Origin of the sequence: Nonomuraea sp. CA-143628 (assembly GCF_050942315.1) — a bacterium.
Classification (GTDB): Bacteria; Actinomycetota; Actinomycetes; order Streptosporangiales; family Streptosporangiaceae; genus Nonomuraea.
Map to the genome: position 1 here is coordinate 9827790 of NZ_CP192072.1, position 23058 is coordinate 9850847.

Annotated in this window: 19 protein-coding genes; 9 read left to right on the plus strand and 10 right to left on the minus strand. The window is 71.0% G+C overall.

The features are described from left to right. The first annotated feature begins 196 nt into the window (after window positions 1–196). Window positions 197–1051, plus strand: a complete 855-nt coding sequence (locus ACQP2T_RS44535) for an SGNH/GDSL hydrolase family protein (RefSeq protein WP_433510891.1) — start codon at window positions 197–199, stop codon at window positions 1049–1051. Here ACQP2T_RS44535 and ACQP2T_RS44540 read toward each other — a convergent pair. After that, window positions 1040–2272, minus strand: a complete 1233-nt coding sequence (locus tag ACQP2T_RS44540; protein WP_433510892.1) for a PucR family transcriptional regulator — start codon at window positions 2270–2272, stop codon at window positions 1040–1042. The two genes, ACQP2T_RS44535 and ACQP2T_RS44540, sit on opposite strands and share 12 nt — an antisense overlap. 152 nt (window positions 2273–2424) lie before the next feature. Between ACQP2T_RS44540 and ACQP2T_RS44545 the strand changes: the two genes are divergently transcribed. Genes ACQP2T_RS44545 through ACQP2T_RS44560 form a run of 4 tightly spaced genes read left to right on the plus strand, consistent with a single transcriptional unit; the run spans window position 2425 to window position 5908 of the window. Beyond that, on the plus strand, window positions 2425–3078 hold the full coding sequence (locus tag ACQP2T_RS44545) for an ABC transporter permease (protein ID WP_433510893.1): 654 nt from the start codon (window positions 2425–2427) through the stop codon (window positions 3076–3078). Continuing rightward, on the plus strand, window positions 3065–4123 hold the full coding sequence (locus tag ACQP2T_RS44550) for an ABC transporter ATP-binding protein (RefSeq protein WP_433510894.1): 1059 nt from the start codon (window positions 3065–3067) through the stop codon (window positions 4121–4123). The genes ACQP2T_RS44545 and ACQP2T_RS44550 overlap by 14 nt, the downstream gene beginning before the upstream one ends. After that, entirely contained in the window at window positions 4120–4887 is a 768-nt protein-coding gene (locus tag ACQP2T_RS44555) for an ABC transporter permease (RefSeq protein WP_433510895.1), read from the plus strand. The genes ACQP2T_RS44550 and ACQP2T_RS44555 overlap by 4 nt, the downstream gene beginning before the upstream one ends. Window positions 4888–4942: 55 nt before the next feature. After that, window positions 4943–5908, plus strand: a complete 966-nt coding sequence (locus ACQP2T_RS44560) for a glycine betaine ABC transporter substrate-binding protein (protein ID WP_433510896.1) — start codon at window positions 4943–4945, stop codon at window positions 5906–5908. 4 nt (window positions 5909–5912) lie between these two features. Here ACQP2T_RS44560 and ACQP2T_RS44565 read toward each other — a convergent pair whose 3' ends face one another. From ACQP2T_RS44565 to ACQP2T_RS44580, 4 genes are all read right to left on the minus strand, one after another. Beyond that, the gene (locus ACQP2T_RS44565; protein ID WP_433510897.1) at window positions 5913–6056 is read right to left on the minus strand and encodes a hypothetical protein; all 144 of its coding nucleotides are present in this window, start codon (window positions 6054–6056) and stop codon (window positions 5913–5915) included. A gap of 71 nt (window positions 6057–6127) precedes the next feature. After that, on the minus strand, window positions 6128–8620 hold the full coding sequence (locus ACQP2T_RS44570; protein ID WP_433510898.1) for a PEP/pyruvate-binding domain-containing protein: 2493 nt from the start codon (window positions 8618–8620) through the stop codon (window positions 6128–6130). Continuing rightward, window positions 8617–9345 (minus strand): TetR/AcrR family transcriptional regulator, encoded by a 729-nt coding sequence (locus ACQP2T_RS44575; protein WP_433510899.1) that lies wholly within the window; start codon window positions 9343–9345, stop codon window positions 8617–8619. The genes ACQP2T_RS44570 and ACQP2T_RS44575 overlap by 4 nt, the downstream gene beginning before the upstream one ends. Before the next feature lie 61 nt (window positions 9346–9406). After that, entirely contained in the window at window positions 9407–14608 is a 5202-nt protein-coding gene (locus tag ACQP2T_RS44580; protein ID WP_433510900.1) for a tetratricopeptide repeat protein, read from the minus strand. Window positions 14609–14731: 123 nt separating this feature from the next. Here ACQP2T_RS44580 and ACQP2T_RS44585 point away from each other — a divergent pair, with 123 nt between their 5' ends. The 3 genes from ACQP2T_RS44585 to ACQP2T_RS44595 all read left to right on the plus strand — a co-directional run bounded on the left by ACQP2T_RS44585 (window position 14732) and on the right by ACQP2T_RS44595 (window position 16479). After that, window positions 14732–15277: a hypothetical protein gene (locus tag ACQP2T_RS44585; protein ID WP_357947724.1), complete on the plus strand. Its 546-nt coding sequence runs from the start codon at window positions 14732–14734 to the stop codon at window positions 15275–15277. A gap of 37 nt (window positions 15278–15314) precedes the next feature. Next, window positions 15315–15725, plus strand: coding sequence for a hypothetical protein (locus ACQP2T_RS44590; protein ID WP_433510901.1), 411 nt, complete (start codon window positions 15315–15317; stop codon window positions 15723–15725). Window positions 15726–15804: 79 nt separating this feature from the next. After that, window positions 15805–16479 (plus strand): DUF6766 family protein, encoded by a 675-nt coding sequence (locus ACQP2T_RS44595; RefSeq protein ID WP_433510902.1) that lies wholly within the window; start codon window positions 15805–15807, stop codon window positions 16477–16479. Here the strand turns inward: ACQP2T_RS44595 and ACQP2T_RS44600 are convergent. Beyond that, a complete protein-coding gene (locus tag ACQP2T_RS44600; RefSeq protein ID WP_433510903.1) occupies window positions 16404–17345 on the minus strand; it encodes a 1-aminocyclopropane-1-carboxylate deaminase/D-cysteine desulfhydrase in 942 nt (313 codons plus the stop codon). The two genes, ACQP2T_RS44595 and ACQP2T_RS44600, sit on opposite strands and share 76 nt — an antisense overlap. A gap of 43 nt (window positions 17346–17388) precedes the next feature. Here ACQP2T_RS44600 and galK point away from each other — a divergent pair, with 43 nt between their 5' ends. Next, entirely contained in the window at window positions 17389–18501 is a 1113-nt protein-coding gene (gene galK, locus ACQP2T_RS44605; protein WP_433510904.1) for a galactokinase, read from the plus strand. Between the two features lie 314 nt (window positions 18502–18815). Here the strand turns inward: galK and ACQP2T_RS44610 are convergent, their stop codons facing one another. The 4 genes from ACQP2T_RS44610 to ACQP2T_RS44625 form a co-directional block, all read right to left on the minus strand. Next, window positions 18816–19589, minus strand: coding sequence for an enoyl-CoA hydratase-related protein (locus ACQP2T_RS44610; protein WP_433510905.1), 774 nt, complete (start codon window positions 19587–19589; stop codon window positions 18816–18818). Window positions 19590–19762: 173 nt separating this feature from the next. After that, the gene (locus tag ACQP2T_RS44615; protein ID WP_433510906.1) at window positions 19763–20902 is read right to left on the minus strand and encodes a nitric oxide synthase oxygenase; all 1140 of its coding nucleotides are present in this window, start codon (window positions 20900–20902) and stop codon (window positions 19763–19765) included. A 193-nt stretch (window positions 20903–21095) separates the two neighbouring features. Continuing rightward, a complete protein-coding gene (locus ACQP2T_RS44620; RefSeq protein ID WP_433510907.1) occupies window positions 21096–21722 on the minus strand; it encodes a response regulator in 627 nt (208 codons plus the stop codon). Beyond that, on the minus strand, window positions 21707–23002 hold the full coding sequence (locus ACQP2T_RS44625; RefSeq protein ID WP_433510908.1) for a sensor histidine kinase: 1296 nt from the start codon (window positions 23000–23002) through the stop codon (window positions 21707–21709). The genes ACQP2T_RS44620 and ACQP2T_RS44625 overlap by 16 nt, the downstream gene beginning before the upstream one ends. Between the last annotated feature and the right edge of the window lie 56 nt (window positions 23003–23058).

Sequence of the window (23058 nt, forward strand, 5' to 3'; positions counted from 1 at the left end):
GGAGAGAGGCGGCCCCACGGCGAGCCGCCCGCGAGCGGACGGCCCAACAGCGAGCGGCCGGGATTTGTGAGGCGTCACAGATTTGACAGCGCGGATTTACCGCCTGGTCCAATTCACAGAATGACCTTCGCGGCTCATCGTTTGTCTGCACCTCGAACTCCTCACCCCCCACTAACCCCTCGCCGAAGGAGTCTCCATGGTCCGACGGATGTTGACCGTGCTCGCAGCGGCCGCCCTGGTGTTAGGTCTCGCCCCCGCCGCCCAAGCCGCCCAGAGCGACGTGTACGTGGCCCTCGGCGACTCGGCCGCCTCGGGACCGCTCGTGCCCGACCAGGTCATCCCCGACCTCGGCTGCTGGCGCTCCGACCACAACTACGCCCACCTGACGGCGCAGGCCATCGGCGCCCGTACGTTCCGCGACGTCACGTGCTCCGGCGCCGACACCGGCGACATGTACGAGCGGCAGAGCACGGACCTCGGCTCGGTCGCGCCGCAGCTGGACGCGCTCAGCCAGGACACCACCCTCGTCACCGTGCAGATCGGGGCGAACGACGTCGGTCTGACGGGCTTCATCGAGGACTGCCTGAACCTGCTGCCGCCGCCCGTCGGAGACGCCTGCAACGACGACTACATCGTGGACGGCCAGGACAGCTGGCGGGTGAAGACGGACGCGCTGCGCTCGCGTCTGACCACCCTCATGGGCGACATCCGGGCCCGCGCCCCGCAGGCCCGGATCTTCATGGTCGGCTACGCCACCTACGCCCCGCCGAACGGCTGCTACCCGCGCGTCCCGATCATCAAGGCCGACGCCAACTACATCCGCGCCACCCTCCAGTACTTCAACCGGATGCTGGCCGAGCAGGCGTCCGCCGCCGGCGTCGGCTTCATCGACCTGCAGACCCCGAGTGTCGGCCACGACCCGTGCGCGTCGCCGGGTGTGCGGTGGATCGAGCCGTACGTACCGGCCGCGCCCGCCGCGCCCTTCCACCCGAACGCGCTCGGCATGAGCAACTTCGCCACCGTGGTCACGGCAGCTGTCTCAGGCGTCTAGCCAGTCCAACCCGAGCCTGCGTCGGGCGGCCAGCGCCGCACCGATCCGCTGGAGGTGCGCGGGGTCGACGGGGTCCAGCCCGGTCAGGCTGACTGCCCTGCGCAGGCGGTAGTCGACCGTGTTCGGGTGTACGTGCAGGAGTGAGGCCGACCGCCGCCGATCGAGCCCCGTGTCCAGGTACACCTTGAGCGTCCTGAGCAGGTCGGGATTGTCCAGCAGCGGATCGAGCAGCCCGGCCAGCGCCGCCGTCGCCTCGCTGGACCGGGTGAGCTGGTATTCGAGCAGCACGTCGGCCAGCCGGTACGCGCCGGGCGGCCGCTGGAAGAGCCGCACCACCTCCAGCACCTCTTCCGCGAGCTTGGCCGCGGCCGGCACTCCGGCGGGCGGCGCGAGCTCGGCGGCGACCCACACCGGCACCCCAGCGGCCTTGCTCATGTCGGCGCGAGTAGCGGCGGCCATCTCACCGACATGGGCAAGGCGCCCGTCAAGCGGACCGCAGGGCACCAGCACGAGCCCACCCGTGGTGTCGAGCACCGACAGCACCGGCTCCGCGGCGTGCCGGCGCAGCGCGGTGGTGATCCGGTGCAGCTTGCGGCGCCCGGCGATGGACCCGCCCGGTTCGTCGGAGTCCTCGTCGGCGTGCCGGCCCGCCGCGACGGCCAGCACGAGGTAGCGCCGCGCGAGCCGTACTCCCGCCAGAGCCGCGCTGTCGCCCGCGAGCAGCGCGGACACCGTGGCGTGCATGGTGTGCCGCTCGTGGCTGAGCATGCTCTCGCGCTCTTCCAGGTACGCCGTGCACACGGCGCCCGTCACCGCCTGCGTGTAGACGAGGATGAGCCGGTTGGCCGCCAGGACGTCCTCGAAGTCGGCCGGTGTCGCGGCGGCGAACAGGTGCTCCCACACCATCCGCGCCCCGCGGGCGTAGGCGTCGAGCAGGTCGTCCAGCGGCACACCCTCCCGGGCCCGGCGCGCGGACGAGGAGCGCAGCGGCGCCAGCTCCGCCCTGGTCGGCGGGCGGCCGTCGCGGAACATCCGGGAGATCAGCCGCAGGTTGTCCTCGGTGATCCGGGTGATGTCGCCGTCGAGCTCTTCCCTGGGCAGGCGCCGGTAGATCGGGATCTCCTCGGCGAAGCTCCGCACCAGTTGCCTGGCCAGTTTGGTGGTCTGGCGATCAAGCGTCTCATGTACGGGACGGCCGGCCAGGGTGAGGGGGCACGCCACCGTCAAACCATGCCAAAACGGACGCATTTCCGCAATGGACAGGGCTTCACGAGCTCTATTGCAAGCCCCTGACCTTGACTGACTTTGCACTGACGGCCATTAGTCACATACGTTTACAGACTCATGCAAGCGTAAGTAAAGGCGGTCACTCTATGAATTTCAGCGAGTACGTCGTCTCACGCTGGGACACCCTCTCGCTGGCCGCCGGGGAACACGCCCTCGTCGTCGGCGTCGCCATCGGCGTCTCCACGGCAGTCGGCGTCGGCATCGGGCTGCTCGCCCACGACCTTCCGAAAACCCGGGGATTCTCGCTGGCGATCTCCGCCGCGATCCTGACGGTCCCCTCCCTCGCCCTGCTCACCCTGCTCATCCCGATCACCGGACTCGGCTGGGGATCCACGCTGGTCGCGCTGACCGCGTACGCGTTCCTGCCGATCATCAGGAACACGGTGGCCGGACTGCGCGGCGTCGACGACGCCATGGTGGAGGCGGGACGCGGGATGGGCATGAGCCGGACCCGCGTCCTGCTGAAAGTGCGGCTGCCACTGGCCTGGCCGCTGATCCTCACCGGGGTGCGCGTGGCCACGCAGATGCTCATCGGCATCGCGGCCATCGCCGCCTACGTCGACGGCCCCGGCCTCGGCACGCAGATCTTCGAGGGCCTGTCCCGGCTGGGCTCGGTGAACGCGCTCAACGCGACGCTCGCCGGCACGCTCGGCATCGTGGTCATCGCAGTCCTGTTCGACCTGTTCTTTTTCGCCGTACGTCAACTGACGATTCCTAGGGGGCTTCGTGTTCGATCGTGACACCGGAGGCGCAAGCATCGAGCTGCGGGCATTGACCAAGCACTACCCGGGACAGCCCGCGCCGGCGGTGGACCACGTCGACCTCGACATCCCCGCCGGTGAGCTCGTGGTCTTCGTCGGCCCGTCAGGCTGCGGCAAGACGACCACGATGAAGATGATCAACCGCCTGGTCGAGCCCACGTCGGGCGAGATCCGCATCGGCGGTGACGACGTGCTGAGCCTGCAGCCCGACGAGCTCCGCAGGCACATCGGCTATGCCATCCAGCAGGTGGGACTGTTCCCGCATCTGACCATCGGCGAGAACATCGGCCTGGTGCCGAAGCTGCTCGGCTGGACCCCCGCCAAGACCGCCGACCGGGTGGAGGAACTGCTCTCCCTGGTCAACCTGGAGCCGTCGGCCTACCACGACCGCTACCCCCGCGAGCTGTCCGGCGGGCAGCAGCAGCGCGTGGGCGTCGCCAGGGCGCTGGCCGCCGATCCCCCCGTGATGCTGATGGACGAGCCCTTCGGCGCGACCGACCCCATCACCCGCGAGCACCTGCAGAACGAGTTCGTCAAGCTCCAGAAGCAGCTGCGTAAGACGATCATCTTCGTCACGCACGACTTCGAGGAGGCCATCAAGCTCGGCGACCGCATCGCCGTACTCAAGGAGCGATCGCACATCGCCCAGTACGACACCCCCGCGAACATCCTGGCCAACCCGGCGGACGACTACGTCGCCGGCTTCATCGGCCAGGACGCCACGCTCAAGCGCCTCGCGCTGCTGCGCGTGGCGGACGTGGAGTGCCGGCAGCAGCCGGGCAGCGCGGACCTCCCGCAGATCACCGCGGACGCCAGCCTGCGCGAGGCCCTGGACCTCATGCTCGCGCACGGCACCGACCGCTGCGGCTCGCCGTCCGGCATCCTCACCTACGGCGCGCTGTGCGAGGCCGTGGGAACCGAACCCGCCCCCGCCCCTCGGCTGACGTCGGTGGGATCCGGACCGAAGCCGGTGAGCGCCGCGCCCGTGCCGGACACCGCCCGAGAGGAGGCGGTCGGCAGGTGACCACCGCGACACTCGGCGCGGACCGGACCCGCCCACTCGGGCACGTGTCAGGTCTGCGGTATGTCATAACCCCTATCGCCCTCTGCGGCGTACTGATCGCCCTGTACGCCTGGCTCGGCGCGCAGAACCTGGACTCGATCGAGAGCCGCAGCCTCACCCGCGAGGTCCTCTTCGCCAAGGCCGTCGAGCACATCGAGATGACGCTCGTGGCGACCGCGCTCGTGGTGGTCATCGCGATTCCCCTGGGCATCGTCGCCTCGCGGGCCCGCAACCGGCTGATCACCCCCATCATCCTCACCCTTGCCAACCTGGGCCAGGCGATCCCGGCCATCGGGCTGCTCGTGCTGTGCACGTTCCTGCTGGGGGTCGGCTTCCAGACCGCCCTGGTCGGCCTGGTCGCCTACGCGGTGCTGCCCGTACTGCGCAACACGATGGTCGGCGTGCAGCAGGTCGACCCCGCGCTCATTGAGGCCGCGCGCGGCATGGGAATGACCAAGGGACAGGTGCTCCGCCGCGTGGAGCTCAAGCTGGCCGTGCCGGCCATCCTCGCCGGGCTGCGGACCGCGCTCGTGCTGACCGTCGGCGTCGCCACGCTCGGCGCGTTCGTCGCCGCGGGCGGCTTCGGCGAGCTGATCATCAACGGGCTCAAGCTGAACCGCATGCCCGTGACCATCGCGGGCGCCGTGCTGACGGCGAGCATCGCCTTCTTCATCGACTGGCTCGGCGGGCTCGCCGAGAACCTGCTCAAGCCGCGCGGCATCTGACTCCCCCTCTCAGACCGCAATCTCCGTAAGACCAGCTTCAAGAGGTGTTTTTCGTATGCGTGCCCCCAAGACGTTCACCCTGCTCACCGCCGCCGCCCTGACCCTGACCGCCACGAGCGCCTGTGGCTCGGGCGGGGAGGTCGAGGCCGCCAGCGCGGGCAATGAGCTGTCCGGCGCCAAGTTCGTCGTCGGGTCCAAGGACTTCACCGAGAACATCGTGCTCGGCCAGATCGCCGTACAGCTGCTCCAGGCGCACGGGGCCGAGGTCGTGGACAAGACCAACCTCGGCGGCACCGTGCCGAACCGGCAGGCGCTGACGTCCAAGGCGATCGACATGTACTGGGACTACTCGGGCACCGGCTGGATCGAGCACCTGAAGAACGCCACCCCCATCCCGGACTCGGCCAAGCAGTTCAAGGCCACCGCGGAGGAGGACCTGGCGAAGAACAAGATCCGCTGGATCGGGCCGACCCCGCTGAACAACACCTACGCCCTGGCGATCCGCTCCGAGAAGGCCCAGCAGCTGGGCGTCAAGACGGTCTCCGACGTGGCGAAACTCGCCAAGACCAACCCGAACGAGGCGTCGTTGTGCGTCGAGTCGGAGTTCTCGACCCGGGACGACGGGCTGCCGGGGCTGTCCAAGGCGTACGACCTGAACATCCCGAAGAACAAGATCAGCCAGCTGGACACCGGCGTCGTCTACACCGAGACCGACAAGGGCCAGACCTGCAACTTCGGCGAGGTGTACACCACCGACGGGCGCATCTCCGCGCTCGGCCTGACCGTGCTGCAGGACGACAAGCGCTTCTTCCCGATCTACAACGCCGCCGTCAACGTACGGGACGAGACCTACCAGAAGTACCCGGCGCTGGAGAAGGTGCTCAAGCCGGTGATCGCCAAGCTGGACGACACGACCATGCGCAAGCTCAACGCCCAGGTCGACGTCGACGGCGAGGAGCCGAAGAAGGTCTCGGCCGACTGGCTCAAGACCTCCGGCTTCCTCGGCAAGTCAGCCGCGTAGCGAGTCATCGCCACCGGCCGCGCAGCCAGCCGATCGTGGCCCGGCGTGAGCGCTCGCGCCGCTCCCTCAGGTGCGGGGCGTGCGCCGGGCCGGGCTGGGCCGAGGTACGGGTCCAGTAACCGGCGAACGCCACCAGCAGCGCGTCCACCCGCTCCGGCTCGGCCGCCCGGCCCAGCGGGTGCGATCTCCGGCCTACCCGATGGCCGCCCCGAGCACCCCTCAGCCCAGCAACTCCACCGTGCCCGCCTCACCGTCCACCCGGACGCGGTCGCCGTCGCGCAGCCGCATCGTCGCGTTCCCCGTGCCGACCACCGCCGGTATGCCCAGCTCGCGGGCCACGATCGAGGCGTGCGACAGCGGCGCCCCCATGTCCGTCACCACGGCGGCGGCGCGCGGGAACATCGGCGTCCAGCCGATGTTGGTCAGCGTCGTCACCAGGATCTCGCCGGGCTTGAGCCGGTCGCCGTCCTCGGGCGAGGAGATCACCCGGGCGACGCCCTCGACGATGCCAGGCGCGCCCGGGAAGCCGGTGACCGTGTCGCTGACGAGCGCGCTCCCGCCGCGCGCGTCGTAGATGTCGGCGCGCCGGTCGGGGTCGGCGGCCCAGCGCACCGGGTCGAAGTGCCCGACGATCAGCGCCGGGTACGGCGGCAGCGCCGCGTACATCTCGTAGGTCGCCCGCCGGGCCGGGACCCGCTCCAGCGCGGACCCGTCGCCGCGCAGGAGGCCGAGGATCTCCTCCAGGTAGAGGAAGAACAGGTCGTCGCCGTGCCCCGTGAGCTCCCCGGCCCGCAGCACGAAGGCGCGCAGCACCCAGAACGCCCGCATGTTCTCCGACCGGGCGGTCTCGCGGTCGCGGACGACCTTGTTCCACCGGGTGACCCGGTCGCGCATCTTGGCTTCCTGGCGGGGGTAACGCTGGGCGAACCGCGCCCACGCCTCCTCGCGCGCCTTCTTCTGGCGGGCGAGCAGGGCGTCCGTGTCGGCGCTCACGTCACGGAGCCCGGCCAGCTGCGCGTCGATCCACGCCGGATCTTCGCCGGGGCGCGGTATGGAGACCTCGAACTCGTGGGGACCCCGATGCCCGTACAGCCGGGCGAAGGTGTCCCGGTCGATCTCTCCCCTGGCCAGCCTGCCCAGCCCGATGACCGGGCCGAGGCTGGCCAGCTCGCCGTCGGTGTTGGCGCCGGTGAGCATGGCTTCGGCGTCGACGTCGCCCATCATCTTGCGGAGCTTGTCGCGGGTGTAGACGAGCGTGGCACCGCCCTGCCGGCCGGCCGCCTCCAGCGTGCGGCAGCAGGTGATGACGTACGGCTCGATCTCGCGCTCCCACAGGGCGGCCAGCTCGGGGCCGGTCTCCGTGGTGGCGACGCGGGCGCGCAACTCCTCCGCGCGCCGCTGCGCGGTGGCGAGGAAGGCGGACATGCCCTTGAGGTTCGTCCGGACGCGCCGCTGGATGTTGATGACCATCGGCACCATCTTCTTGACGACCTCCCAGCGGGAGACCTTCAGCAGCGGCACGTCGAGGCCGGGCGGCAGCTTGCCGAAGACCTGCTCGACGGCGCTCAGCCGCTTCTGCATGCCGACCGATCTGGCCAGCGAGTACAGGACGCTCAGGTTCATGTAGAAGCGGCCGCCGATGTTGCCGACCACGTCGAATCCGGGCAGCGCCGAGGCGGTCATCGCCTCATGGATGAACATCTCGACGAACGACCAGGTCACGGGCGTCATCACGTCGGGGATGGCCTCGCCGAGGTTGCCGCCGGTCCACAGGGAGTCGCTCTTGAGGCTGTCGTTCCACTCCTCGACCGGCTGCTTGAGGCCGGTGATCGGACGGGCCTGGACGATGAAGAACGAGCCGTCGCGCCTGGCCCATTCGACGTCCATCGGCGTGCCGTACAGCTCCTCGATGCGCGAGCCGATCCCGGCCAGCTCGGCGGCCTGCGCCGGGTTGAGGACGGCCCGGCGCCGCAGCTCCTCGGGCACGGGCTCCTCGTGCGTGCCGGACGGCGTGCGTACGGTCATGACGGTCTTGTCGCCGATCCGCGACTCGGTGACGGCGCCGTGGCGGACCACGACGGTGTCGGGGGTGACCTGGCCGCCGACGACCGCCTCGCCCAGGCCCCAGGAGGCGTTGATGACGATCTCGTCGCGGGCGCCGGTGACCGGGTGCGCGGTGAACATGACGCCTGCCGCGTCGGCGTCCACGAGCTCCTGCACGACGACGGCCAGCGCCACATCGTCGTGCGGCACGCCGTTCTGCTCGCGGTAGGCGATGGCGCGGGCGTTCCAGAGCGACGCCCAGCAGCGCTTGACGGCGTCGAGCAGCGCGTCGCCCCTGATGTTGAGGTAGGTGTCCTGCTGCCCGGCGAACGACATGCCGGGCAGGTCCTCGGCCGTGGCGGACGAGCGGACGGCCACCGGCACGTCGTCGCCCATCGCCTCGTATGCCGTGCGGATCTCCGCGGCGACGGCGGCGGGCAGGTCGTGCCCGGCGAACAGGGCGGCGATCCCGGCGGCGTCGCCGGCGGCGGCCGCGTCGAGAATCCGGTCGCGGAAGTCCGCGACGAAGGCCCGGTATGCCTCGGTGGTGATGTGGAAACCGCCGGGAACGGGCAGTCCTTCCCTGGTCAGCCTGGCCAGGGAAGCGCCCTTTCCGCCCGCTGTCGCGAGGTCCGCGGCGGCATCGTCAAGGGGGAGAAGAACCCTCACGTGACACCCTCCTTAGCGCCCAGGGAGAGCGCGAGCTTCCGCTCGGCGATCTCCTCCATGGTGTCGAGGTAGCCGAGAGTGGCCAGCCTGACGGCCCGCGCGTCGTCGTCGGACAGCGTGGCGCCGGTGCCCATCGCGCGGACGCCGGTGTCGGCGACCAGCTCGACGAGGCGGTCCTCGGGCGTCCGCATCTGCTCGGGCATCATCTTCTGGGTGAACAGGAACCCGTAGATGACCGAGGCGATGGTCGCGAGGTGCTCGGCGGGAGTCAGGTCCGAGCGGAGCACTCCCCGCCCGGCCAGCTCGTGAAGGTACGTCCCGAACGCGGCGCCCAGGTCGAGCGTGGTCTGGCTGTTCTTCTTCTGCCTGCTGAGCTTGCCGAACACCTCTGAGTCGTCCAGGATCAGCGCCCTCATCAGCGGCCGGCGCAAGAGCCCGCCGACCAGCTCCCGGAGCAGCTCGCGCAGGTCCGCGGGCGCGCGCTCGCGGACCTCGCGCATCAGGAGGACCCGCTCCCGGCGGATCAGCGCCGCGAAGAGCATCTCGCGGGTCTTCCAGTGCAGGTAGATCGTGCCCTTGGCGACCTCTGCCTGCCGGGCCACGTCGTCGATGGTCGTCTTGTCGTAGCCCCAGCGCAGGCACAGCTCGGCGGCGGCATCGAGGATCCGGTGCGCCCGCTCCAGCTGGCGCGCGGGGTCCTGCGGGGGCCGTCCCACCCTGGCCATCTCGTCTCACCTCAAATGTTTGACTAGATGAGACTATGCAGTCATTTAATTAACCGCAAGTTCACCCGAGCTTCGCCAGGAGCTGTTCGGCGTCGGCCGCGAAGGTCGAGTCGTCGGTGCCGGCGGCGAGCCGGAGCATCCGCCTGGCCACGGTGAGGTCGCCGTGGGCGTACCGGATCTCCCCCAGGCGGAAGGCGGCCTCGGCGACCAGCTCGGGCTGCTCGGTCAGCCCCAGGGTGAGCTCGTAGTAGCGCACGGCCCCGTCGCGGTCGTTCAGCCAGTAGCAGAGCTCTCCCAGGTGCGCGGCCGCCATGCCCGACTCGGTGTCTCCCGAGTCGATGACCCGCTGGTACCAGCCGAGCGCCTCAGGGAAGTCCCGCTCCCGCTTGGCCAGCGCCCCCAGGTACATCGCCCCGAGCGCGCTGACGTGCCCCGTGCCCGAGTTCACCGCCTGGATGTACCACTTGCGAGCCTCGTCCTCGTCCTCGTCGTGGTAGCTGTGGCCGAGCGCGACCATCGCCCTGGCCGCCAGCTCCTCGTCGCCCGCGCCCAGCACCCGCTCGTACACCCGCCTGCCCTCGGCCACCTCTCCGGTCCCGACCAGGGCCTGGGCCAGCACGCTCAGGGCGGTGGGCTCACCGCTGTCGGCCGCCTCCCGCAGCGTGCGCAGCGACGCCTCGGTGTCGCCCTGACGGCCCTGGAGCATGCCGAGCAGGCTGCCGAACACCGACCGCACCGGGCTGTCGGCGTCCCCCGCCTGCCGTTCGGCCAGGCTGTAGAAGGCGGCGGAGTCGTCCTCGGCGTCGAGGAGCGCCAGCAGCCTGCCGCCCGCGACGAACCGCACATCGGGGTCCTCGTGTTCGTTCAGCCGCTCGTAGACGGCCCGCGCCCGCTCCGTCTCACCGAGCTCGGCGAGCCGCTCGGCCACCCCCAGCTCGGTGAAGGCGTCGGAGCCGACCAGCTCGTAGTAGAGGTGGACGGCCTCGGGGTCGTCGCAGAGCTCCGCCAGCTCCCTGGCCTTGGCGCCGGCGTGCGGCCCCAGATGCGCCAGCACCTGTACGGCCAGCGCGTGCTCGCCCCGCTCGTACGCCTGGTAGGCCAGGGTGTTCAGGTTGTCCAGGGCGGTCTGGGCCAGCGCGGACCCGGTCCCCGCGGCGGCGCCGAACGCCTCGGCCGCCCCGAGCGCGTCACCGTCCTCGTGCAGCCAGCAGCCGAGCTGGATGCCGCCCCTGGCCGCGGCGTCGGCCTCACCCGACTCGACGGCCAGCCGCGCCTGCCCGACGGCCGCCGCCTTGTCACCCAGCGCGTGCAGGGCCTCCGCGAGATCGGCGCGCATGCCGGGGATCTGCTGACCGGTGTCGATCCCCTTGCGGTACATCTCGACCGCGCCCGCCAGGTCACCCGTCGCCTTGCGCGCGTCGCCCCACACCCAATAGCCCATGGCCACCGTCTCGGGATCGCCGGTGCCGACGGCCAGCTCGGCCTCGGCGGGGATGGCCGCGTACTCCTGCCGCTGGAGCAGGTTGACGAGCAGGTGGCACCGGCAGGCGAGATCGCCGGCCGCGGCGCCACGTTCGAGCACGTCACCGGCGCCCGTCAGGTCGCCGCGCTCCTCCAGCAGGGCAGCCAGTTCGACGGCGGTGGCCGGCAGCGCGGCCCGCAGCGCCTCGGCGGCTCCGTCCAGGTCGCCGCGCCGGCGCCGGACGACGGAGACGTTGCGCCACGCCATGAGGGCGATCTCGTCGTCGCCGCTCTCGGTCGCGGGCAGGAAACACAGCTCGGCCTGGCTGTGCTGACCGTCCCCGGCCAGCTCGGCGCCGAGCCCGAGACCGGCGCGCGCAGCCCACTGGGGCCCGCCCACCTCGATGACCAGCTGGTAGAGCGCCCTGGCGAAGTCCTCGTCGCGGCTCGCCCTGGCCATCTCCAGAATCTCGGCGAACGCGTCGTCGGTGGGGAACCCGCTCGCCTCCGTCAGCAGGCGGCGTACCTCGCCTATGTCGCCGCCGTCCAGCGCGAGCAGCAGTCCCGCCATCGGCGCCGACCCGGTCAGCTCGGTCAGCGCTGCCAGCGCGCCCTGCCGGTCGCCCTCGGCGGCCAGTACCCACGGCCGTTCCTGCGGCGACGCCGTACCGAGCCGGACCCGGGCCGTGGCCGCGACCCGCTGGTCGGTGTCCTGGGCCGCAGCGCGCTCGTAGACCGAGCGAGCGCCCTCCGGGTCACCCGCCTCCTCCAGGTGGCGCCCAGCCTCCAGCAGCGTGGCCCCCGCCGCCTCAGGATCGGCCACCACGGCCCGTTCGAACGCCGCCCGCGCCCCCTCGAGGTCGCCGGTCCGCGCGAGGAGCCCGCCCAGCAGGCACTCCGCCTCCGCCGCCGTCTCGTCCGGCGCGGTCCGCACCGCGGTGGCCGCCTCCACGAGCGCCCCGTCCAGGTCGCCGCCGTCACGCAGGAGCCGGGCCAGCCGCGGGGCCGCCGCCACCTCGCCGAACGCCTCCCGCAGCACCTCACGGGCCTGTCCGGGCAGGCCGGTCGCGACCAGGATCTCCCCCAGACGCAGCGCGGCCTCGGCCACATGCGCCTCGTCGGCCCAAGCCACCGTCTCGCCGCCTCCGGCCACGTACGCCTCGTCGGCCCAAGCCACCGTCTCGCCGTTCCCGGCCGCCATCCCTTGGTACGCCTCCGGCCGCCGCGCCTGCGCCGCGCCGTACCCGGCGATCACCTCTTGGTACGTCCGCGCCGCCGCGTCAAGGTCGCCGAGCGCGTGCCAGGCCCGGCCGAGGTCGCGCCGCGCGACGGCGGCGAGGCGCTCGTCAGGACCGGCCACCGCCTGCTGCCAGGCGGTGATCGCACCCTGCGTCTCACCGGCGTCGTGGCGCAGGGCGGCGAGGTAGCAGGCCGCCTCCTGCCGGAAGTCCGGGTGGCCGACGCCGACCAGCAGGGACAGCGACCCGTCGGCCGCGGCCGTCTCGCCCTGCCGCCGCCACGCGTGCGCGGCCTGCAGGGCGAGCATGGACGCCATCCACGACCTGCCGTCATCAGAGATCGCCTCGAACGCGGCGGCCGCCGCACGGAAGTCACGGTCGAGCAGGAACCGGGCGTAGCTCCCCGTCTCCCCCTCTTCCGGGTGCGCCTCCGGAACGCGGCCGAACGCGGCCCGCGCGCCGTCGAGGTCGTCGATCCGCACCCGAGTGAGCCCGAGCAGCCACGCGTGACGCGGCGCCTGGACCGGGTCGCCCTCGGCGACGAGCCGTTCGTGCAGGCGGCACGCGGCCAGCAGGTCACCCTGGCGCTCGAACAGCCCGAGCAGCGCGCCCACCGCCTCCAGACGGAGCCCCCGGTGGCCGGTCTCCATCGCGGCGGTCAGCGCGGCCCGCGCCTCCGCCAGATCACGCTCGCGCGTACTGGCGCCCTCGCCGAAGTCCTCGCGGCCGTCCAGACCGAAACCCTCAGCGGCGCCCTCGCCGGACTCGCTCACGTGGTCACCGAGCAGCTCACCCAGCCCGTACGCCACCCACGCGGCCAGCACCGGATGCCCGTCGGCCCGCGCCCGGCGCAGCAGCGCGACCGCCTCCTCGCTCTGGCCCTGGTTCACCAGGACGTCCTTGAAGATGGTGGCCGTATAGGAGAGCGCGAGCGGGTCACCCGAGTCGGCCGCCGCGTGGAACAGCCGGGCCGCGTCCGACAGGTCGTACCCGATGGAGGCCAGCACCTGCGCGAACACCGCGGTGCCGATGGCGGCCGTCGCGGGGTGTTCCATGGCCTCGCGGTAGCGGACCAGCCCCTCCTCCCTGCCCAGGCGCTGGTGGTCGATGACCGCCCGGAGTACCGGGTGCGGTTCGTCGCCCGATCCACGCAGCAGGTGCAGGAAGAATTCTGCGCTGAAGCCCTGCAGCAGGTCGTCGCCCTCGGCGACGTAGGACAGCAGCTCGTCGGCCTGCTCCCGATCACCTTCGCCCAGCTCCAGCTCGGCCAGCGTCATCATGGCCCGGACCGACTGCGTGGCCGCGCCGGAGTCTATGGCGCCGCGCAGCAGCCGCCGCGCCCCGGCCAGGTCGCCCGCCTGCAGGTGGCGCAGCGCCTCGTCGACGTCCAGGAGCGCCTGTTCCTCCACCGGGTCGGCGAGCGGCTGCTGCCGCGCCGCGTGGTCGAGCAGCAGCGCGGCCTTGAACGCCGCGTCGGGGTCGTCGTGCTCGGCCGCCTCGGCCACGAGCGTCATGACGCTCTCCCGCTCGTCCGGGTGCCGGTCGAGCAGCAGGCCGAGCAGCGTGATGGAGATCGACGACCAGTCCGAATCCCCCGCCTCCAGTACGGCGCGCAGCGCCGCGAGCGCCTCGGTCACCTCTCCGGCCTCGGTGTGCATCTGCGCCAGGCACGCCTGGGCCTCGACGGCGTACTCCCGCTGGCCGCTGGCGACCACCCGGTGGAAGATCGCCTTGGTCGCCGCCACGTCGCCGAGCTGAGCGGTCACCTTGGCCTGCTCGATGAGCGCGGGCAGCCGCTCCTCGGGCCTGGGGTCCTCGGCGGCCTCGGCGTAGGAGGCGGCCGCCTCGGCGTACTCGCCGAGATCGACAAGGACCGCGCCGAGCAGCCGGTGGGCGGTGGCCAGGTGGTCGGGGTGTCCCACGGCGATCGCGTGCTCGCACACCTCACGGGCGGCCGCGAGGTCCCCCTCGTCGGCGTGGATCCGGTAGAGCCGGAACGCCGACAGCGACACCACATCGGGATCGCCGCAGGTCAGCAGCTCACGGTAGTCATCCTCGCTGTCCGCCAGCTCGAACAGGTCACGCGCCGTACCCGGATCTTGGGGGGCGAAGTCGGGCAGCTCCAGCTGGGCGGCCATCGCGGCCACGGCGGGACTGTCGCACCGGCGTGCCCGCTCCAGCGCCTCCTTCGCGCCCTCGACATCGCCCAGCTCGGTCAGGACGAGCACCAGTGCCGTCTCGGCGAGCGCGGCCACCTCGAAGTCGGCGCCGTCGCAGGCGATCATCAGCACCCGGTGCGCGGCGGGCCACTCGCGGGCGGCGACCAGCATCATGCCCATGGCGATGGCGGAGCGCTGCCCGAAGACCGGGTCGCCGGAAAGGATCACCGACCGGTGCGCGGCCTCCGCGCCGTCGAGATCGCCCTGCTCCTCCAGCAGGCAGGCCAGCAGATGGGACGCCTCGGGATCGCCGGTGGCGGCGATCTCCCTGAACAGCACGGCCGCCGCGTCGGGATCCCCCGCTTCCCAGCACTTCATCGCCGCGGCCAGCTGCTCTGACTCCATAGTGCACTCCCCAGTCATTTAATACTGTGAAAAAGCTACACATGTGTCGCTCTGGTCACAGCACGTTCCCCGATCTCGGGACCTTCCGACCATCCCGGTTCGGCGCGCCGTAGCGTAGGGGCCATGGCTAAAGCGTTCTGGATCGACCAGGAGTTCGACAGGGATCGTGACGGGCGCTATGCCGTACACGTGCGCAAGAACCTCGAAGAGTTCGAGTGGGGCGACATCGCGCCGGTCAGGTTCGCCTGCGCGGCCTGGCGGCTGGCCACGCCGCCGTCGCTGAACCCCGGCTACGTGCGCTGGGACCGCCGCATCCTTGAGGCGACCTGCCACCGCAACACGTGGGACGGCACGCTCAACGCGCGGATCCGGCTGGTCTCACCGCTGCCCGAGGAGCTCACCCGCTCACGGGCCTGGTGGCGCGACCGCGGCTGGCTGGGCTGGCAGGAGACGTTCGGCCAGTACGTCGAGCCGACGCAGCAGGACCTGGCCAGGATCCCGTTCCTGCGGGCGACGCTGCTGGTCGAGGTGCCGGTGCCGCTCGACGACCTGCCGCCGGAGCCCGAGGGCCCGCATGACGAGGTCGAGCAGAGCGCGGCGCGGGCCCTGGCGGTGCTGGTACGCGAGCTGAACCAGCTCGTCACCCCCATCCTCGACCAGCTCGGCTGACAGCATGCCCGCCGCATAACTGGGTAGCGGGGGGCGCATGAGGATGGTGCGCGCCGTGCTGTCGATTTCGCCGCTGGCAGGCTGTGTCGTGCTGTCGATTTCGCTGCTCGCGGGCTGTGCCGTGGACGCGACCGCCCCGGCTCGCACGGCCGAGCGCTTCCACGCCGCCCTCGCCGCGCACCAGGAGGACGCCGCCTGCGCGCTGCTCTCCCAGCAGACCGCGAAGCGGCTGCCCGACCGCGGCCAGACGTGCGCCGACGCGTTGCGCGAGCTCAAGCTGGGCGCCGCCGGGCCGGTCACCTCGGCGCAGGTCTGGGGCGACGACGCCCAGGTACGGCTGGCGGGCGACACGCTCTTCCTCCACCGCTACCAGGACGGGTGGCGGGTCACGGCCGCGAGCTGCCGCCCGCAGGGAGACCGCCCCTATGACTGCGAGGTGGAGAGCTGATGCGGGTGATGTTCACGATCACGCTCATCGTCATCGCGACGGGGCTGATCTGGTTCTTCACGACGGGGCTGGCCCGCCTATGAGGCAGAAGATCAAGGAGAACGGGCTGTCGCTGGCGTTCCTGGTGATGTTCCTGCTGACGCTGGCCGGGCAGGCCATCGCGGGGACGGGCCAGTTCAACGACCAGCAGCTGGTCAACGGCGGGGAGCCGGTGTCGGTCTTCACGTACGTGACGTCCTCGGACTTCGCCGTGGACGTGGCCGAGAACTGGCAGTCCGAATACCTGCAGTTCTTCCTGTTCATCACGATGACGGTCTGGCTGGTGCAGAAGGGTTCGCCGGAGTCCAAGGAGCCCAAGGAGGCGGGTCTGGAGTCGGACGAGAAGCAGCTCGTCGGCCGCCACGCCCGGCCCGACTCCCCGGCCTGGGCGAGGGCCGCCGGGTTTCGGCTCCAGCTGTACAGCAACTCGCTCGGGCTGGTGATGGGGATCGTCTTCGTGCTGTCGTGGCTGGCGCAGTCGGTGGCCGGGGTGGCGGCGTACAACTCGCAGCGGCTGCTCGACCTGCGGGATCCGGTCTCGTGGGGCGCGTATTTCACCTCGCCGGAGTTCTGGAACCGGAGCCTGCAGAACTGGCAGTCGGAGCTGCTCGCCGTGCTGTCGATGGTGGCGCTGTCGATCTATTTGCGGCAGCGCGGGTCGCCGGAGTCCAAACCGGTGGGCGCGCCGCACTCCTGGACCGGCGTCGAGGGCTGATTGCTTACCTGGGTCGAGCTCTGATCGGCCGCCGGGCTCTGCGGCTGATCAGTCACCGCGCTCCCTAGCTGATCGGTCGCCGGGCTCCACGGCTCACCGGTGACGACCGCGACGATGCGGGTGCCTGGCGGGAAGGCGCCCTGCCGTACCAGGTCGAAGACGCCGTAGAGCATCTTCCCGACATACACGCCCTCGACCCGATATTTCGCGATGAAGTCGTCGAGAACCGGAGTCGAGCGGGCATAGCCCCCGAAGTGGTAGTCCAGATTGACCGACCAGTTCGGCCACACGCGCCCGTAAGCCTCACGCTGCAGACGCGCCACCTCATCGTCCAGGAACCCGGCCCCCTTGAGCACCGCGAACCCGATCGCCCGCCGGCCCTCCGGCAACCCGGCCGCGATCCCGGCCAGGGTGCCGCCGGTGCCGACCGCGCAGCAGATCACGTCGTAGTCGCCGCCGATCTCGCCGGGCAGCTCGGCGCACCCGCGTACGGCCGCCGCGTTGCTGCCTCCCTCCGGCAGGATCGCCACGTCACCCCACTGCTCGCGCAGCGCGGCCTGCACCTCGGGCGTGTGCTTGCGGCGGTATGTCCCCCGGTCGAGATAGGTGAGCCGCATGCCGCAGGACACCGCGTACGCCAGCGACGGGTTGAGCGGCAACGTCTCCTCACCGCGAATCACCCCGATCGTCGCGAACCCGTCACGACGCCCGGCCGCCGCCAGAGCCCTGATGTGACCGGAGTAGGCGCCGCCGAACGTGAGCACGCGGGGATGGCCCAGGTTGTACTTGAGTTTGCGTGCTTTGTTGTCGTCGCGGACCAGGAAGACCCGGACAGAGGCGAGCGCCGGATCCACCAACTCCTCCATGGCGCTAGTCTACGGTCGGACCAATGTTGAGGAGTGTTGGATTATGCGCGTTGTCGATGCTTTTCGGACCGCCTTCGGTGCCGACCCGCGGACGGTCTGGCACGCGCCCGGCCGCGTCAACCTGATCGGCGAGCACACCGACTACAACGACGGCTTCGTCCTGCCCTTCGCGGTGCCGTGGGGCGTCACGGCGGCCGTCAGCCCGCGCGAGGACGCCACGGTCCGGCTGCTGTCCCTGCAGTCGTCCGGCGACCCGCTGGTGATCTCCAGCCACGAGGAGTCGAAGGGCTGGAGCCGCTACGTGGTCGGCGTCCTGGCGATGCTGGGCGACCGGGTACGCGGCGCCGACATCGCCATCGACGGCGACGTGCCCCAGGGCGCCGGACTCAGTTCGAGCGCGGCGCTGGAGGTGGCCATCGCCTCGGCCCTCAACGACCTGTACGACCTGGGCATGACGCCCATGGAGCTCGCCCTGCTCAGCCAGCGGGCGGAGAACGACTTCGTCGGGATGCCGTGCGGCATCATGGACCAGGCGGCGTCCGCGCTGAGCGCCGAGGGCCACGCGCTGTTCCTCGACTGCCGCTCGCTCGGCTCCCGCAACATCCCGCTCGACCTGGCCGCGCACGGCCTGACCATCCTCATCATCGACACGCAGGTGCACCACGAGCACGCGGGCGGCGAGTACGCCAAGCGCCGCGCGGAGTGCGAGTCGGCGGCCCGCAAGCTGGGGGTCGCGGCGCTGCGCGACGTCACGGACCTGGCCGGGGCGCTCGATCGGCTGCAGGGCGCCGAGCGCAAGCGCACGATGCACATCGTCACGGAGAACCACCGCGTCGAGGCGCTCATCGGCCTGCTCAGAGCCGGGGCGATCACGGAGATCGGCGCACTGCTGAACGCCTCCCACCTGTCGCTGCGCGACCAGTACGAGGTGTCGTCGCCGGAGCTGGACCTGGCCGTGGAGGCGTCGCTGCGCGGCGGCGCCCGGGGCGCCCGCATGACGGGGGGCGGCTTCGGCGGCTCGGCGATCGCGCTCGTATCCGACGAGCGCCTGGAGGCCGTGAAGGAGTCGGTGAGCGCGGCATACGCCGAGCGCGGCTGGCAGCCGCCCCGCTTCCTGCCCGCAACCCCCTCCCCAGGTGCGCGGCGCATTTCCTGACCGGGTGGCTGTGGGCGCGTTTCTTTGTACAGGCCCGCACTTCTCTTAACGGCGACATTCTTTGTTACGGCAGGCCCGGTGGGCCCCACCCGCCAACCGGGGCCGGGGCCTGTCCAGGGGAACGCTCCTCCGGTGGAGACGGCTTGGCACCGTGACGTGCGTCTTCTTGGCCCCGGCCGTGGTCAGTCCCACCCACCGCACATAGCCGGGCCCGTCCAGGGGCACGCTCCCCCGGTTCACCGGCCCGCCGCCGCAACGTGCGCACGGACACCATCTGGGCGGCCGTCGGAAACCCGTCTGAACTTCCCGGCTGACTACAGAGGCGGGAAGTTCGGCGGGCGGCGTTCCAGGAAACTGGCGACGCCCTCGGCGAAGTCCGGGCGGTTGAAGGAGGCGAGCATCTCCTGGGTCGCCGTCTTGGCCGCTTCGTCCAGGGTGATGTTCCAGTCGTTCCAGACCTGACGCTTGATGACGGCCATGGAGGCCGGGGAGCTGTGGGTGGCGAGCTCCAGGGCGTACTCCTGGGCCGTGGCGAGCAGCGCGTCGCGTGGGACCGAGCGGTTGGCCAGGCCGAGCTCGTGGGCCTCCGCGCCGGTGAAGACCCGCCCCGACAGGAGGATGTCCATGGCCCTCTGCTGGCCCATGAGGCGGGGCAGGATCCACGACAAGCCGTATTCGGCGATCAGGCCGCGGCGCGGGAAGGCCGTGGTCCATTTGGCGTCCTCGGCCGTGAAGATCAGGTCGCAGGCCAGCGCGTGGACCACACCCAGACCCGCGCAGGCGCCGTTGACGGCGGCGATGATCGGCTTGGCGATGGTCGTGGGGAAGGTGTTGGGGCGCGGGTCCGGCGTCTCGTCGTAGTCTCCGGTCTGGATGGCGCTGAGCGTCTGGAAGTCGGCGCCCGAGCAGAATCCCTTGCCCGCGCCGGTCACCACGATGGCCCGCACGTTCGGGTCCTTCTCGGCCTCCTGGAGGAGGTCGAAGTAGCACCGGCCCATCGCGTCCGTCCAGGCGTTGAGCCGGTCGGGACGGTTGAAGGTCAGGGTGAGCACGCCTTGATCGGCCGAGGAGAGAACGAGTTCCGACATAGGGCAACAGAATCATATTCTAGTGATGGAAGGCAAGACAACCCTCCGACCAGCGGACGTAGTGAACGAAAGCAAAGGTCAGAGGGGGTTGCTGTACTTGGGGGGAGATGAAACACAAGACAACCCTCCGGCCAGCGAGCAGTGTCAGCCGGCGTGGCGGGCAAAGGCGAGGGTCAGGCGGTGTGGTGGACGAAAGCTGGGGTCAGCGTGGGGTTGTCGTAGTAGCGGTGGAAGACGCGCGTTGCGCCGCCGGAGATGGGCGGCACGATCCACGACCAGTCGGCCGGGCACACGCGCCCCGCCTTCTCCTCCCGTCCCAGGTGCGTCAGGAACCGGTTCGACTCCGTGTGGTGGTCGGTCATCGTCACCCCCGCCTGCTCGAACGAGTGCAACACGGCCACGTTCAGCTGGACCAGCGCGTGGTCCCGCCACAGTGACCGGTCGGAGGCGGTGTTCAGCCCGAGCCGCCCGGCGACCACGGGCAGCTGGTCGTAGCGGTCGGTGTCGGCGAGGTTGCGGGCGCCGATCTCCGCCCCCATGTACCAGCCGTTGAAGGGCGCGCACGGGTAGCAGAGCCCGCCGATCTCCAGGCACATGCCGGAAATGGCCGGCACGGCGTGCCAGCGCAGCCCCAGGTCGGCGAACCACGGATGGTCCGGATGCGTGAGGGGCACCTCCAGCACCGCGTCGCCCGGCAGATTGCACAGCAGCCTCTGCCCGCGCCCCGGCTGGATGACCAGGGGCAGCACATCGAACCTGCCGCCCTTCCCGCCCCGCCAGCCCAGCCGCCTGACCTTCTCGGTGAAGTCGACGTAGCGGGGATCCCCCACGATCGACCCGTCGCGCATGCGATACCCGGCGTACCGGATGAGCTGCTCGTTCAGCACCCGGGGTCCGCGCCGCTCGGGCGTGTCCGGCGGGAACACGGTGATCGTCGGCCGGATCCTGCCCTCGCCCGTCGCGTCGCGCAGATGAGCCACGCACTCGAGGGCCACGCCCTCGGCGCTGCTCACCTGCCTGCGGTCGCGCACCCGTAACGAGCGCCAGTAGAGCCGCCCGATGCAGCGGCTGCTGTTGCGCCAGGCCACCCTGGCGCCGAACTGCAGCTCTTCGAAGGTATGGGCATAAGTCCCATGACGGGCGATCTCCTTGGCGACCTCACGCAGACGCGCGTGCACGTCACCCGCGCCGGGATTCTCGGTGTGGAAGAGCCTGATGAAGCGCTCCGCCTCGCGGATGTCGATCGTTCGCTCGATGAGGGTCTGTACGGCGATGGCATCGAAGGGACGTAGGGACCTGATCCAGGTACGCACGCAGTAACCAGCACTTTTCCATCAACGGAGCGCCCCGCCGATTCCGGGTCGGCGGCACCTCCTGGCAGGCGGCGCCCTCTCCACACCGCCTTCACGACGTGCCCGCAGCTCCTGCCATCCTTCACCGTCCGCAGCCGTTTGTCCCGGCAAATCGAAAATCCCGTGACCTTACGACTACAAAGCGTGAAAGACGCTATCCGCCGGGCCGCCGCACCAGGTCGAGCCGCATCGCCACCACCACCGCCGAGGTCCGGTCGGAGACGCCCAGCTTGCCGTACGCCCGCAGCAGATGCGTCTTGACCGTGGCCTCCCCGATGAACAGCCGCCGCCCGATCTCGCCATTGGTCAGCCCCTCCGCGACCAGTTCCAGCACCTGCCGCTCCCGCGCCGACAGGCGCCACCCTTCGGGTCCGGCCTTGTGCCAGGTCGCCAGGCGGGCGGACACCGACGGCGACATGACGGTCTCACCGCCCGCCACCGCCCGTACGGCGGCCGCCAGGTCGGCTCGTGACACGTCCTTCAGCAGGTATCCGGCGGCGCCGGCCGACATGGCGCGCTCGATGTCGGCGTCGTTGTCGTACGTGGTCAGCACGATCACCCGATAGCCCGCGCCCAGCCGCCGGATCGCGGTCACGCCGTCGCAGCCCGGCATGCGCAGGTCCATGAGGATCACGTCGGGGCGCAGCCGTGGCGCGACCGCGAGAGCCTCCTCACCGGATCCGGCCTCGCCGACCACCTCGATGTCCGGTTCGGCGACGAGCATCCCGCGCAGGCCCTCGCGGACCATCGGGTGGTCGTCGACGATCAGCACGGCGAGCATGGCACCTCCACCGTGACCGTCGTGCCCATCCCAGGGGAGGCCGCCACGGTGACGGTCCCGCCGAGCCGTTCCACCCGGACCCGCATGGTCCGCAGGCCGTACCCGTCACGGGTGGCGGACGGCTCGAAGCCGCCACCGTCGTCGCTCACGGACAACCGCACCGTTCTATCCCCGTCGTCGCTCACGGACAGCCGCGCTGCCGCTACCCCGTCATCGCTCACCGACCACCGCTCTACCGCGCCCCCGGAGTCGCTCACCGGCTGTCGCACCGCCGCACCCCCGGAGTCGGCCACCGACGGCCGCACTGCCGTGTCCCCGTAGTCCAGCTCCAGCCGCGCGGACCGGGCGCGCGCGTGCTTGCGCACGTTGGCGAGCCCCTCCTGCGCGACCCGCACCAGCACCGCCTCGGCCGTGGCGGGCAGCGCGACGGGCTCGCCCCTGACGGTCACCTCCACCGGCACCTCGAACCCCTCCCCCAGCCGGCGCAGCGCCTGCCCCAGTGACGTGCCGTCGAGCGCGGGCGGGGCGAGCGCCGCGATGAGCGCCCTCGTCTCGGCCAGGTTCTCCTTCGCCGTCTGTACGGCCAGCGCCACGTGCCGCTCGGCCCCCCGACCGGCCTCAGCGGCCTGGAGGAGCATGATGATGCTGGTGAACCCCTGGGCCAGGGTGTCGTGGATGTCGCCCGCCAGCCGCTCGCGCTCCGCCAGGACCCCGGCCTCCCTGCTGACCTCCGCCAGCTCCTCCCGGGTGCGGTCGAGCTCGTCGATCAGCTCGGCGCGTTCGCGGTTCTGCTGGTACAGCCGGCTGATGAACGTGCCGAGCAGCGCGCTCGCCGACAGTCCGACGGCCAGGGCGAGGAGGATCAGCAGCGGGTCCGCCCCGGCCGTCGTCAGTCCGTTGATCATCGGCGCGGCGAAGAACGCCGCCGTCAGCACCACGGCGTGCGCCACCCGCAGCGACATGAACGCCATCGGCACCAGCGCGGACAGCGCTATCGCCGCCGCCGACTCCAACAGCCCGGCCCCGGTGACCAGGACGAGCATGCTCGCCGCGTACCACCAGCTCTCCCGCACGGGGATGGCGTCCGCGCGGACGGCCGTGCGGCCGAACAGAGCGTAGGAGAGAGCCAGGAGGAGCATCAGTCCGACGGCGATGGGCGGGCCGCCGTCCGCCACCATCGCGATGACGGTGGTGATGAGCACCACCGCGAAGTACGCGTCCCAGAACGGATAGGAACGCAGCCAGGCGTTCTCCGCCCGCGCCGCCACGGGACTCCCCATGATCTGCAGTTTTACCCTCTTATGGCTAGATGTCCACCGATCGGTGGATACCCCGG